The 14,226-nt window shown below is 38.0% G+C and carries 13 protein-coding genes; 4 read left to right on the plus strand and 9 right to left on the minus strand.

Annotated features, from left to right (window positions below):
* Positions 1–52 precede the first annotated feature (52 nt).
* On the minus strand, positions 53–547 hold the full coding sequence (gene purE, locus ACPT8Q_RS05770) for a 5-(carboxyamino)imidazole ribonucleotide mutase (protein ID WP_050949108.1): 495 nt from the start codon (positions 545–547) through the stop codon (positions 53–55).
* A 160-nt stretch (positions 548–707) separates the two neighbouring features.
* On the opposite strand from purE, the gene pepN reads away from it, so the two are divergent.
* On the plus strand, positions 708–3,317 hold the full coding sequence (gene pepN, locus ACPT8Q_RS05775; RefSeq protein WP_061671221.1) for an aminopeptidase N: 2,610 nt from the start codon (positions 708–710) through the stop codon (positions 3,315–3,317).
* A 67-nt stretch (positions 3,318–3,384) separates the two neighbouring features.
* On the opposite strand, the gene ribE is transcribed toward pepN, so the two are convergent.
* Positions 3,385–3,999 carry a riboflavin synthase gene (ribE, locus tag ACPT8Q_RS05780; protein ID WP_006996444.1) on the minus strand — a complete coding sequence of 205 codons (615 nt, stop codon included), beginning with the start codon at positions 3,997–3,999 and terminating at the stop codon, positions 3,385–3,387.
* 43 nt (positions 4,000–4,042) lie between these two features.
* Between ribE and hmrM the strand changes: the two genes are divergently transcribed.
* From hmrM to tyrS, 3 genes are all read left to right on the plus strand, one after another.
* Positions 4,043–5,437 (plus strand): sodium-coupled multidrug efflux MATE transporter HmrM, encoded by a 1,395-nt coding sequence (gene hmrM, locus ACPT8Q_RS05785; protein WP_050949110.1) that lies wholly within the window; start codon positions 4,043–4,045, stop codon positions 5,435–5,437.
* 8 nt (positions 5,438–5,445) lie between these two features.
* The gene (sfsA, locus tag ACPT8Q_RS05790; RefSeq protein WP_005647288.1) at positions 5,446–6,162 is read left to right on the plus strand and encodes a DNA/RNA nuclease SfsA; all 717 of its coding nucleotides are present in this window, start codon (positions 5,446–5,448) and stop codon (positions 6,160–6,162) included.
* A gap of 200 nt (positions 6,163–6,362) precedes the next feature.
* Positions 6,363–7,550 carry a tyrosine--tRNA ligase gene (tyrS, locus tag ACPT8Q_RS05795; protein ID WP_050949111.1) on the plus strand — a complete coding sequence of 396 codons (1,188 nt, stop codon included), beginning with the start codon at positions 6,363–6,365 and terminating at the stop codon, positions 7,548–7,550.
* A gap of 82 nt (positions 7,551–7,632) precedes the next feature.
* Here the strand turns inward: tyrS and ACPT8Q_RS05800 are convergent, their stop codons facing one another.
* From ACPT8Q_RS05800 to ACPT8Q_RS05830, 7 genes are all read right to left on the minus strand, one after another.
* Complete coding sequence (locus ACPT8Q_RS05800) at positions 7,633–8,580, minus strand: ribose-phosphate pyrophosphokinase (RefSeq protein ID WP_005657007.1); 948 nt, start codon at positions 8,578–8,580, stop codon at positions 7,633–7,635.
* 1 nt (position 8,581) lies between these two features.
* Positions 8,582–9,523 (minus strand): 4-(cytidine 5'-diphospho)-2-C-methyl-D-erythritol kinase, encoded by a 942-nt coding sequence (gene ispE, locus ACPT8Q_RS05805; RefSeq protein WP_050949274.1) that lies wholly within the window; start codon positions 9,521–9,523, stop codon positions 8,582–8,584.
* A gap of 11 nt (positions 9,524–9,534) precedes the next feature.
* The gene (gene lolB, locus ACPT8Q_RS05810; RefSeq protein WP_162690726.1) at positions 9,535–10,155 is read right to left on the minus strand and encodes a lipoprotein insertase outer membrane protein LolB; all 621 of its coding nucleotides are present in this window, start codon (positions 10,153–10,155) and stop codon (positions 9,535–9,537) included.
* 71 nt (positions 10,156–10,226) lie between these two features.
* A complete protein-coding gene (locus tag ACPT8Q_RS05815) occupies positions 10,227–11,477 on the minus strand; it encodes a multifunctional CCA addition/repair protein (RefSeq protein ID WP_048954423.1) in 1,251 nt (416 codons plus the stop codon).
* Positions 11,478–11,483: 6 nt separating this feature from the next.
* Positions 11,484–12,095, minus strand: a complete 612-nt coding sequence (locus ACPT8Q_RS05820) for a TIGR04211 family SH3 domain-containing protein (RefSeq protein WP_048954422.1) — start codon at positions 12,093–12,095, stop codon at positions 11,484–11,486.
* 65 nt (positions 12,096–12,160) lie between these two features.
* A complete protein-coding gene (locus ACPT8Q_RS05825) occupies positions 12,161–13,423 on the minus strand; it encodes an inorganic phosphate transporter (RefSeq protein ID WP_021035309.1) in 1,263 nt (420 codons plus the stop codon).
* A gap of 24 nt (positions 13,424–13,447) precedes the next feature.
* Positions 13,448–14,128 carry a TIGR00153 family protein gene (locus ACPT8Q_RS05830; protein ID WP_005647270.1) on the minus strand — a complete coding sequence of 227 codons (681 nt, stop codon included), beginning with the start codon at positions 14,126–14,128 and terminating at the stop codon, positions 13,448–13,450.
* Positions 14,129–14,226 lie beyond the last annotated feature (98 nt).

The following is a 14,226-nucleotide window of genomic DNA, read 5'->3' on the forward strand; positions in this document are numbered from 1 at the left end:
TTTACGAAAAAACAACCGCACTTTAAAAGTGCGGTCAGATCTAAAGATGTTTTTATGTGCGTGGATCAGGATTGTCCAATACCATATTGGTTTGATTTTCGCGGAATGCTTGTAGGCGAGCGAATAACGCATCATCCCAACCTGCTAGAATTTGTGCCGCTAACAATCCAGCATTTGCCGCGCCTGCAGGGCCAATCGCTAATGTTCCGACTGGAATCCCTTTTGGCATTTGCACAATTGAATAAAGACTATCCACACCACTTAACATAGAACTTTTTACTGGCACCCCCAGCACTGGCACAAGTGTTTTGGCTGCGATCATACCAGGTAAATGTGCCGCACCGCCTGCACCAGCAATAATTACTTTGTAACCATTTTTTTGTGCATTTTCAGCAAATTCAAAAAGTTTATCAGGCGTACGATGAGCAGAGACGATTTCCACATGATAAGGTACTTTTAATTCATCCAAAATCTGAGTTGCCTCTTGCATTGTAGCCCAATCGCTTTTGGAACCCATTACAACGGCAATTTGTGCAGTTTTTGACATGCTATTTTCTCAATTTTTTAATTAAAAACGTGGTGTAGAATAGCATAGATTACATATATCGAGCAAACGTTTGCTAAATGGTTTTTATAGGAAAATACCATTGCAACTTTAAGGATAAAATTTTATCCTAGGCACAATTTTTATAAGAATAGGTCAAATTATGTTAGCCAAAGCAAAATATAGAAAAGATTACAAACAACCAGATTTTACGGTCACTGACATTTATTTAGATTTTCAACTCGATCCTAAACATACCGTGGTAACCGCAACCACAAAATTCCAACGCTTAAATAATGAAGCGACTTCTTTACGTTTAGATGGGCATAGCTTCCAGTTTTCTTCTATTAAATTTAATGGCGAGCCATTTTCTGCGTATCAACAAGATGGCGAGAGTTTAACGCTCGATTTGAAAGGCAAAAGTGCGGAAGAATTTGAGCTTGAAATTGTGACCTTCCTTGTACCAGCTGAAAATACGTCATTACAAGGGCTATATCAGTCTGGCGAAGGTATTTGTACGCAATGTGAGGCGGAAGGTTTCCGTCAAATCACTTATATGCTTGATCGTCCAGATGTATTGGCGCGTTACACAACCAAAATTACGGCAGATAAAATTAAATATCCATTCTTACTTTCTAATGGCAATCGCATTGCAAGTGGCGAATTAGAAGATGGTCGCCATTGGGTGGAATGGAATGATCCATTCCCAAAACCAAGCTATTTATTTGCTTTAGTGGCGGGGGATTTTGATTTATTACAAGATAAATTTATTACTAAAAGTGGCCGTGAAGTTGCGTTAGAGCTTTATGTGGATCGCGGTAATCTTAACCGTGCAACTTGGGCAATGGAAAGTTTGAAAAAAGCGATGAAATGGGATGAAGATCGCTTTAATTTAGAATACGACCTCAATATTTATATGATCGTTGCTGTCGATTTTTTCAATATGGGCGCAATGGAAAACAAAGGATTAAATATCTTTAACTCTAAATTTGTGTTGGCAAATCCACAAACGGCAACCGATGAGGATTATCTTGCCATTGAAAGTGTGATTGCACACGAATATTTCCATAACTGGACAGGTAATCGTGTGACCTGCCGTGATTGGTTTCAATTAAGTTTGAAAGAAGGTTTAACGGTTTTCCGTGATCAAGAATTTTCTTCAGATACAGGTTCGCGTGCGGTGAATCGCATTAATAATGTGAAATTTTTACGCACCGTGCAATTTGCCGAAGATGCAAGCCCAATGTCGCACCCAATTCGCCCTGAAAAAGTGATTGAAATGAATAACTTTTACACGGTGACAGTATATGAAAAAGGGGCAGAAGTCATTCGTATGTTGCATACTTTATTAGGGGAGCAAGGCTTTCAAAAAGGGATGCAACTTTATATTGCTGAAAACGATGGCAAAGCGGCAACCTGTGAAGACTTTGTTTCTGCGATGGAACGTGCAAATAACCTCGATTTAAACCAATTCCGCCGTTGGTATAGCCAATCGGGTACACCAGAATTGTTGATTAGCGATGCTTATGACGAAAAAACACATATTTATCGTTTAACGGTTTCACAATCCACACCGCCAACTGCTGATCAAATGGAAAAAGTGAATTTACATATTCCATTAAAAATCGTGCTTTATGATGCGAACGGCACGAAACAAATGCTACAACATAATGGCGAATTGTTGAGTGATGTATTAAATATTACTGAAAAAGACCAAGTCTTCGAGTTTCACGGCATTTATGGTCGCCCAATTCCCGCATTGCTATGTGATTTTTCTGCGCCAGTAAAACTGGATTATGATTATAAAACGGAGCAGTTATTAGGCTTGCTTAAATTTGCAGATAATCAATTTATCCGTTGGGATGCGGCTCAAATGTTATTTACCCAAGAATTGCGTCGTAATGTTGTGCGTTTCCAACAAGGCGAGGCTTTAGAAATTTCGCCTGAAATTTTGACCGCACTTTCTTATGTTCTGAACCATTATGAGAAAGATATTGAATTGGCAACCTTAATTCTCACACTGCCGAAAGAAATGGAGTTTGCAGAAAGTTTTAAAACAATTGATCCTGAGGGCATTTCAGCCGCAAGAGAATTTATGCAAGCGCAAATTGCAGAATCTTTAAAAGATGATTTCTTGTGTGTTTACACCCATATTCGTCTTGATGAATATCAAGTTACACAACAAGACATCGCCTTGCGTGCAATGCGAAATCTTTGCTTAACTTATTTGGCTTATACCAATTTGGGCAACAACCTAGTGCAAAAACACTACAATAATGCGAATAATATGACAGATACCTTAGCCGCATTAAGTGTTGCAACTAAAGCGGCATTACCTTGCAGAGATGCGTTATTAGCTGATTTTGAACAAAAATGGCAGCACGATGGATTAGTAATGGATAAATGGTTTGCATTACAAGCCACTCGCCCAGATGAAAATGTGTTGGAAATTATTCAGTTATTAATGGATCACCCAAGTTTTAACTTTAATAATCCAAACCGTTTACGTGCATTAGTAGGTAGCTTTGCAAATCACAATTTAAAAGCATTTCACAACGTCAGCGGTTCTGGCTATCGTTTCTTAACGGATGTGTTAATCCGTTTAAATGAAAGTAATCCGCAAGTGGCTGCGCGTTTAATCGAGCCATTAATTCGTTTTTCTCGCTTTGATGCTCAACGCCAAACCTTGATGAAACGAGCTTTAGAACGCCTAAGCATTGTAGAAAATCTGTCAAAAGATTTATTTGAAAAAATTGAGAAAGCGTTGCAGTAATACTTGATGATGTGAGAATAGGCTTTATGCCTATTCTCTATTCAATTACCGAATATTTTTAAATGAACTAAAAATTTTTTGACTGCAAATAATTTTCTACCGTATCTACAATGGCTTGCGTTTGAGGATCGATTTCAATATTCACAATATCGCCCACTTTACGTTGCCCCATTAAAGTTCTTTGCAAGGTTTCAGGAATTAAATTCACACAGAATTGTGTGTCTCTTACTTCGCCAATAGTGAGGCTAATGCCATCTACCGCAACAAATCCTTTCGTTAAAATATATTTCATTACATCTGTGCTTGGCAGCTCGAACCAAATTTGTCGGTTATTTTCACTAGCGATAATATCTGAAATTTTTGCGGTGCAATAAATATGACCAGATAATAAATGTCCGCCAATTTCCGTTCCCATTTGCATAGCACGTTCGATATTCACATAATCGCCCACTTTTACTGTGCCGAGATTTGTAATTCTTAAGGTTTCTTGCATCAGATCAAAGCTAACCAGATCGCCGTTAATTTCAGTTACAGTTAAACATACGCCGTTATTTGCTACTGATGCGCCAATTTCCAGATCTTTACGCATTTCAGGTGGTAATTTTACTACTTGTGTTCTAAAATTAGCCTTTTCTTTAATGGAGTGGATAGGGACGGTGCCTTGGACAATTCCAGTAAACATAATTTTTTCCTTTTCTAAAAATTTTTAGCAGTATATCAAATTTATGAATTTTCGTCTTTTATCTCAATACCACGCTGATATTAAAAAGTTGATTAAAATTTCCTTGCCTATTTTATTAGCGCAAATTGCACAAAACTCAATGGGATTAGCGGATACCATTATGGCGGGGCGAGTGAGTTCCACTGATATGGCAGCCATTTCTATTGGTGCTTCAATTTGGATGCCATTGATGTTTTTTGGGCAAGGTTTATTGTTGGCATTGCCGCCTACAATTTCTTATTTGAATGGTTCAGGCCAACACCATCGCATTGCACATCAAGTTCGCCAAGGCATTTGGCTTGTGTTAGGCGTGAGTATTCCTTTAGGTTTACTGATTTATTTCTGTGAAATTCCGCTGCAATATATGCAAATGGAAAGCAAAATGTCAGATTTAGCACGCGATTATTTACATGCCATGTTGTGGGGATTGCCAGCTTATTTGATGCTGATTAATTTTCGTTGTTTAAATGATGGGATTGAGAAAACCAAGCCTGCAATGGTCATTACCTTTTTAGGTTTATTGATTAATATTCCGCTTAATTACATTTTTATTTATGGAAAATTTGGTATGCCTGCTTTTGGTGCGGTGGGCTGTGGTATTGCGACAGCTATTGTGAACTGGGCAATGTGCTTAATGATGATTTTCTATTCCTACACGAATACTCAAGAACGTTCACTAAAAGTATTTAGTCAATTAATTGAAATGCCAAATCCGAAAACACTTAAAAAATTACTGCGTTTAGGATTACCCATTGCCATTGCAATTTGTTGCGAAGTGGCGTTATATGCACTTACGTCCTTAATGCTTTCTCCGCTGGGTGCAACTATTGTCGCAAGCCATCAAATCACATTGAATACCAGTTCTTTTATTTTTATGTTCCCTATGTCGATTGGTATGGCAACGACGATTTTAGTTGGACAAGCATTGGGTGCAGGTTCTCCACAAAATGCGAAGAAAATTGGCTATGCCGCATTATTATTAGGGCTAACTGTGACAATTATTACTGCATTAATTACGATTTTTTTCCGTTATGAAATTGCCTCTATTTTCGTAACAGATGAAATTGTCATTGCAATGGCGGCAAATTTATTATTATTTGCCGCACTTTATCAATTTTCAGATACCATTCAAATGGTGGTTGGTGGCATTTTACGTGGTTATAAAGATACCAAAATGATTTTATATATTACTCTTTTCTCTTATTGGGTAATTGGTGTGCCACTTGGTTATACGCTCGGTCGTACAGATTGGCTTGTGCCACACATTGATGCGAAAGGTTTCTGGATTGCCTTTGTGGTCTCGCTCACTTTTGCGGCATTCTTACTTTCTTTGAGAATGAAAAAAATGCAAGCTATGAACGACAACGCTATTTTACAACGTTTAGAAAAACTTAAATAAGGAACTTTATGCAACTTCCAGCTTTACAATCGGCAAAATTAATTCGTCGTTACAAACGCTTTCTTGCGGATATTGAATTGCCAACTGGTGATGTTATGACAATTCATTGTGCAAATACTGGGGCGATGACAGGATGTGGAGAAAAAGGCGATACAATTTGGTATTCACATTCCGATAGTCAAACTCGTAAATATCCCCATTCTTGGGAGCTTACTCAACTCGCAAATGGACAGCTTTGCTGTATCAATACGCATCGTTCTAATCAGCTTGTTTTTGAAGCATTGCAAAATAAGCAAATCAAAGAATTGGCAATGTATGATGAAATTTACCCTGAAGTGAAATACGGCGAGGAAAATAGCCGCATTGATTTCTTACTAAAAGGCGAGGGTTTGCTTGATTGTTATGTAGAAGTGAAATCAATCACGCTTGTAAAAGGTAATTTAGGTATGTTTCCCGATGCGGTTACTACGCGTGGACAAAAACACGTTCGAGAATTATTGGCAATGAAAAAACAAGGTCATCGAGCAGTAGTGCTGTTTGCTGGGTTACATAATGGGTTTGATCGTTTCAAAATTGCGGAATATATCGATCCTGAATATGATCGCTTATTAAAAGAAGCAATGGAACAAGGTGTTGAAGCCTATGCTTATGCGGGACAATTTGAAATTTCTAATGAAATTCCTACCGCACTTTCTTTGACAGAATCGGTGCCTTATATAAAATAATATTTTTTTGATAATTATTTTCATTTAGTTATTGACAAGATTATTGATAACAATTATCATCTAATCATTCCAACAACAATATTAGATAATCACTCCAACATTCCCGCCTATTTCCCCACAAATAGGCGTTTTTTTTTATTCACAAATTGCTAAGAATCCCTATAATGAAACCTTTCAAAAAACATAATTAGGAAATAATAATGACTGACATTAATACCGTTCTCGCGGAACTAAAGCGTGGTACTGATGAAATCCTTTCAGAAGCGGATTTAATCGAAAAATTGAAAGAAAATCGCCCATTAAAAGTAAAATTAGGCGCAGATCCAACCGCACCAGATATTCATTTAGGACATACTGTTGTATTAAACAAATTACGTCAATTTCAACAACTCGGTCATGAAGTCTATTTCTTAATTGGCGATTTTACTGGAATGGTGGGCGATCCATCAGGTAAAAATGCAACGCGTCCTCCACTCAGCCGTGAAGATGTATTGCGTAATGCTGAAACCTATAAAGAGCAAATTTATAAAATTCTCGATCCACAAAAAACCAAAATCGTCTTCAACTCTGAATGGTTAAGCAAACTTGGTACAGAAGGTATGATTCGCCTTGCAAGCAACTATACGGTTGCACGTATGCTTGAACGCGACGACTTCAAAAAACGCTTTGGCAACAACCAACCCATTGCCATCCATGAATTTATTTATCCATTACTGCAAGGCTACGATTCTGTTGCATTAGATGCAGATGTGGAACTAGGCGGTACAGACCAAAAATTCAACTTACTTGTTGGTCGTGAATTACAAAAATCAGCAGGCAAAAAACCACAGGTTGCGATTACACTCCCATTACTCGTTGGCTTAGATGGCGAGAAAAAAATGTCCAAATCACTTGGTAACTATATCGGCGTAACGGAAGCACCAAGCGATATGTTCGGTAAAGTGATGTCGATTTCTGATGAACTCATGTGGAATTGGTATAACCTTCTTTCATTTCGTCCATTAAGCGAAATTGCACAATTAAAATCGGAAGTAGAAAACGGCAAAAATCCTCGTGATGTAAAAATCTTACTAGCAAAAGAATTAATTGCACGTTTCCACAATGAAGAGGCAGCAAACTCTGCAGAACAGGAATTTATTAATCGTTTCCAAAAAGGCGCGATACCTGATGAAATGCCTGAATTTACCTTCTCTGGCGAAATTGGTTTAGCTACTTTATTAAAAGAAGCGGGACTTGTTCCGTCTACTTCAGAAGCAATTCGTTCTGCTCAACAAGGCGGCGTGAAAATCAACGGCGAAAAAGTAGATAACGTGAAAGACAATGCACCAAAAGGCACAAATGTTTACCAAGTGGGCAAACGAAAATTTGCTCGTGTAACGGTTGAATAAAGTAGATACAGTTAAATAAAGTAAATAAAAAAATACCGCACTTTGGCAATAAAAGTGCGGTATTTTTTATTGAAATTTTAATTTAGTTAAACATCGCAGAAATAGATTCTTCGTTGCTAATTCGGCGAATGGCTTCTGCTAGCATAGAAGAAAGTGTTAATACACGAACTTTACCGATAGCTTTCATTTCTTCTGATAGAGGAATAGTATCGGTAACAACAACTTCATCAATGGCATCGCTAGCTAAGTTTTTGGCTGCTGCACCAGAGAAAACGGCGTGAGTTGCATAAGCAAAAACACGTTTTGCACCACGTTCTTTTAATGCTTCTGCCGCTTTACAAAGCGTACCGCCAGTATCAATCATATCATCTACCAAAATACAATCACGGTCTGCAATATCACCGATAATATGCATCACTTGTGCTACATTTGCACGAGGGCGACGTTTGTCAATAATAGCCATATCCGTATCGTTTAATAATTTAGCGACAGCGCGAGCACGCACAACGCCGCCAATATCTGGGGAAACAACAATTGGATTTTCAAGATCAGATTTTTTCAAAATATCGTGAATTAAAACTGGCGAACCAAATACGTTGTCTACGGGAACATCAAAGAAACCTTGGATTTGTTCTGCGTGTAGGTCGCAGGTTAAGACACGGTCAATACCAACAATTGAAAGTAAATCTGCCACAACTTTAGCGGTAATAGGCACACGAGCAGAACGAACACGACGATCTTGGCGAGCATAGCCGAAATAAGGAATCACGGCAGTAATACGACCAGCAGATGCGCGACGTAACGCATCTACCATCACAACCAATTCCATTAAGTTATCATTGGTTGGCGCACAAGTTGATTGGATGATAAATACATCCGCACCACGCACATTTTCATTAATTTGAACTTGGATTTCACCATCGCTGAAACGTGCGACCGTCGCATCGCCTAGTGAAATATATAAACGTTCAGAAATACGTTTTGCAAGTTCAGGTGTTGCATTACCCGCGAAGAGTTTAATGTCAGGCATTTTATAAAACCTCAGGTTTAGATTGTCGATGAATATGAATTGATGATAGCTGCTTCAACATTGCGTGCAAGGGAGAAACATTGAATCCTTTCGCAACAAAGCCAAAAAATGCTTCTGGTTTTTGTCTCAATACCGCTTGCGCTTCTGCTTCATTATCAAATTCAGCAAAAACACAAGCTCCCGTTCCTGTTAGTCTTGCCGGCGCATATTGTAGCAACCAGTTTAACGCTTTTTCAACGTTTGAATAATGATTTACCACAACTTTTTCGCAATCGTTTTTATAAGATTCACTCAAAAGTTGTTCAAGGGATTTTTTCGGTGTATTACGTGGTAAATTTGGATCTTGAAAGATGACAGCCGTTGATATGGAATCATCGGGTTTTAATACAACAAACCATTTTTCGGCAGGTTCACAATAAGTGATTTTTTCCCCAACGCCTTCAGCAAAAGCAGCCTGTCCGTGTACAAATATTGGCACATCCGCCCCTAATGTTAATCCCAATTTTGCCAGTTCATCAATGGATAAATTGGCTTGCCATAAATAATTTAAAGCGACCAATGCGGTTGCTGCATTGGATGAACCGCCACCAACACCGCCTCCCATTGGAAGAATTTTATCTAAATGAATATTTGCACCCAATTGAATATTGGCTTTTTCTTGTAAAAGTTTTGCAGCTCGATAAATCAAATTATCTTCCGTTTTTAGATTTGGAATTTCTGGGGTTAAAACAATTTGATTATCTTCTTCACGGATACTAATTTCCAACCAATCGCCGAAATCTAAAAATTGGAAAAGCGTTTGTAATTCGTGGTATCCGTTCGGCAATTTTCCGTTGATATAAAGAAATAAATTCAGCTTGGCGGGGCTAGGGAAGCGTAATGACTTCCCATTTGATTGAGTTGTGTTTTGACAAAGTGCGGTAGAAAATTGATGTGATTTCATTAATGTGTTCATTAGTAAATCCACTCATCCACGCGAATTTTTAGAGTTTGTTTCGTGCTGTCATTTTTTAGCAGAATGTTTTCAGGCATCGAATTATTTGAGTGATAAGTGAGATAATCTGCTGTCCATTGAGAACCATCCACATGATAAGTAAATGCGCCAAGTAAATGGTTAGTACTGACTTGATAATCTGCATTTATTGCTGGTTCGCCTTTCAGCCAATAAGCTAAATGTTCTAATGGCACATCCATTCCAATGATCTCTTGTAATAGTAGTTTGGCATTGGCTGCAGATTGTTGATTGCCGTTGTTATCGGAAATTGTCATCCCACTTTGGTGCATTTGAATCCAAAGGGTAGATTTACTGATTAAAGAATAGAGTTTAAGCGTATAAGATTTTGGATTTTGGTATTGCCATTCAAAGCGGCTAGAAAAACGTTCTGTAGGACTGATATAACCAATTTGTCCTTTAGCTTGATAGGATTGAATTTTTTGAATCTTTTGTAAATGCTGTTGCCATATCGCATCTGTTTTATCAATATATTGCACATTTGTAGGTCGATCCATATCTAATGTACAAGCGGTTAGAATAGCAGTGGCAAAAAGTGCGGTAAGAAATTTAAACGTTTTCATATTATTCATCAAGTCAATAAGCTCGCATATTTTAAGGATTTAGTTTAATTGAGTAAAGTTACTTTTATTTGTTAATTTTTTTGGTAATTCGCTTTTGCTTGTTTAACTGCTAAGATTCTTCGTTTCGTCAATTCATTTCTGATTTCTTGTTTCTCAAATCCATCTGCAATAACTTGCTGTACATCTACTTCATTTGCCGCTTGTAATAATTGATTAATGTAATCTATTTGTGGATAGTCTTTATTTTCAAAACCTGTTCTACCTCGAGTATCAGCTAGACAGACTTGTAGAAATTCTTGAAAGTGTTGTGGTTTTCTCCACACATCAAAACGATTAAACAGCGTTATGACGGTTTCAGCTCGAAGCTCAAAGGCTTTGTGAATATGCGTGTGAAATTCACAAGTCAGTTCTGCAAGTTCTTGAAAATAACTTCGGACTTTCAAGCGTTTGCACAAGGTTCTAGTTGGTTTTATGCCAGCTTGTTCATGTCCATAATGATGAGGAAGGATATTTTGAGGCGTAAGAGCCTTACCAAGATCATGACAAATTGCGGCAAAACGGACCGCACTTTTATTTAGGATAGGGGTATTTTCAGTTAAATTAACCGCTTGTTTTAATACCAACATTGTGTGAATAAAACTATCCACTTCTGGATGATGTTTTACTGGATTTGGCACCCCATAAAGAGCATCGATTTCAGGAAATAAAACGCTTAATGCGCCTGTTTTATGTAAGGTTTCAAAATAAATTTCAGGATTTTTTTCGTTTAAGGCTTTTTCTGTTTCTAGCCAAACGCGTTCCGCCGTGAGATGTTGTAATTCTCCCGATAGGGCAAGTTCTGCCATTAGAGCTAATGTTTCCGAGGCGATTTTAAAACCGAGAGAATGATAACGGGCTGCAAAGCGTGCCACGCGCAATACACGTAAAGGATCTTCTGAAAAAGCGGGAGAAATATGGCGTAAAATTCGATTTTCTAAATCTTGTTTTCCGCCATAAGGATCGATAATTTCACCGTCTTCGCTTTGAGCCATCGCGTTAATAGTGAGATCTCGTCGAATTAAATCTTGTTCTAATGTGATTGTTGGGGAGAAATCACAAATAAAGCCCGTGTAACCTGTGCTAGATTTACGTTCTGTTCGGGCAAGCGCATATTCTTCTTTTGTTTTAGGATTGAGAAAAACTGGAAAATCTTTGCCTACTTGCTGATAACCGAGAGAGAGTAGCGTAGCGGGATCTGCGCCTACCACAATCCAATCACGATCTTTTACTGGTAACCCCAATAATTGATCGCGAACAGCCCCACCAACTAAATAAATTTTCATTTGTGATTATACCCAGCCATCGCGACGGCGACGTTTTGGTAACACATAAGGAATGAGCAAGCCGAAAAGTAAGCCTACACCTAATACTGAACCGCCATAAATAAACCATTGGATCGCAATTTCTCGTTTACCTGCATCAAGTATCGCTTCTAAATCACGATTTTTATTTTTGGTCATTTCAAGTTCACGTTTAAGTTGAGAATTTTGCTCTAAAAGATCCGCACTTTGTTGCTCAGCTTGTTTGGTTCGACGTTGCATTTCGACGGTACGCTGTTGCCAATCGCCATCTAAACGACTAAGTTTTAAGGTTAATTCTTGGACTTGCGCTTTTAATTTTGGATTTTCTTCTTTACTACTTGGCGTGCTACTTAAGTCTGAATTTAAAATCCAAGCTTCACGATTTTTATTGTCGCGAATGAGTGTGTATTTGCCTTGGCGTTCTAATACATTTACCGCTTCGCCTGCTTGAATTGAACCTGCAATTTTAAATTGTTCGCCAGCACCACGACGTAAGAAAGTACTTAAATTTTCAGTAACATATTGGGTTTCCGCATAAGCAACATTTATTGATGTACTTAAAAGTAAAGATGAGATTAAGGCTTTATAGATCTTTTTCATTTTTTCCCCTTAAACATCACAACAAAAGTGCGGTTAAAATTAACCGCACTTTTTATTGAGATCAATTAATTAAAGATAGTTCTTAGCACATAGAAAATAATGATGGCGAAAAATGCACCTGCTGGTAATGTGACGATCCAAGAACTAATGATGTTTCGGATAACCGTTAAATTCAGTGCTGCGATACCACGTGCAAAGCCGATACCTAAAATAGCTCCAACAAGTGTTTGTGTTGTTGAGATGGGTAAGCCTGTGCCTGATGCCACGACAACGGTCATCGCAGTAGCAAATTGAGCGGCAAAGCCACGGCTTGGCGTTAAATCGGTGATCCCAGATCCAACAGTCGCCATCACTTTTTGCCCCATAGTGATTAATCCTACTGCAATACCTAATGCGCCTAAGGGTAAAATCCACCATGCAAGAGTGCTATTAGAGGCAATTTTTCCTCCTTCATTTACAATGGAGACCACCGCAGAAAGAGGACCTATAGCATTAGCAACATCATTAGAACCGTGCGCAAATGCCATCGCACAAGCGGTTAATAACATTAATATACTGAAGACTTTTTCTACCGCACCAAAGGTGCCTTTACTTGCAGATTGAGTAAATGTTTTACTTTTGAAATAGAAATGGAAGAACAACATTCCGATAAGACTGATGACAAGTGAAATAATTAAAGTTTCACTATTTGAAAGATTTAAGCCTATGTGTTTTAAGCCTTTTTTCATCGTTACGATACAAAGTACAAACATGGTTATCCCCATATAATAAGGGCCATATTTTTGTGCATTTTTTAATGGCTGTTCAGTATCAAAAATAAGTTTTTGCGTACTTGCAAAGATTGCATAAGCCAAAATACCCGAGATGACAGGCGTGATAAACCAGCTACCAACGATGCTGCCAATATTTGACCAATCTACAGAACTAGGGCCAATCGTAATACAGGCAAATCCAATAATTGCACCAATAATAGTGTGTGTACCAGAAACTGGCCAACCCATTTTGGTTGCAATAAATAACCAAGCACCTGATGCAAATAAGGTTGAAAGCATACCTAAGGCTAAAATATCGGGTGTATCAACAAATTGCATTGGGTCGATTACGCCACTTTTTATGGTTTGTGTTACTTCGCCACCAGCTAAATAGGCTCCAGCAGATTCAAAAATTAACGCAATAATAATTGCTTGTTTGGCTGTTACAGTACCAGATCCTACGGATGTACCCATTGAGTTTGAGACATCATTTGCTCCAATTCCGAACGCCATAAAAAAGCCAAAGGCTGCTGTGATCCACACCAACCAAGAACCATATTGACTAATAATTTCCATAGTTAATTTCCTATGTTTTGTTGATTATGAACGCGCCAGCATTAATTCAATGCGCGAACCGACACGTTGTGCTTGGTCAGCCAAAACGCCAACCCATTCAATAATTTTATATAAGAACATTACATCAATTGGATTATAACGGCTTTCGATGGTGTAAAGCATTTTACGCAATTTGATCTGCATTTGGTCTGTATCATCTTCAATTGAATCAAGTTCTTGAATCATATCATTGACTAATTTGAGTTCACGACCTTTAAAACCCGTTTCTAATAGCTTATCCATTTCTTCGATTACTCGGTGGGCTTGATGAATTGCATCTAAACTACGTTTTACGTAATGTAAGAATTCTTCCTGCATTTCTTCAGGAATACCAAATTGACGACCAATCATACGGCCTGCAATATCTTTGGCATAATTGGCAAGTTTATCTTGTTGCGTGACTAATTCTAAAAGATCAGTACGATCGATAGGTAAGAATAAACCACGTGGCAATTTCAACCGAATTTCGCGTTTTAAACTATCTGCCTCACGTTCGCATTGAGAAATTTCTAAGCGTTTTTCTTCCGCTTGTTCCCAATTCTTTGAGAAAGTCGTTTGAAAAAAAGGAATCAAAAGATCGCTACATTCGGTCACTTTTTCAGAGTGTTTTTGTAACGGCTTGAGAGGCGAATGGGCAAATAATCCGAGAATATTATTCATTGCCATAAGTGATTTACTCCAAATTAAGGGGTTAAAAAATTCGTGCGCATATTACCTGATTTTTGTTGATAGTTAAAATTTTTCAAAAAAATTTGTAAGAAACA

This window comes from Haemophilus sp. HN_Hi10 (assembly GCF_049821985.1).
GTDB lineage: Bacteria > Pseudomonadota > Gammaproteobacteria > Enterobacterales > Pasteurellaceae > Haemophilus > Haemophilus influenzae_D.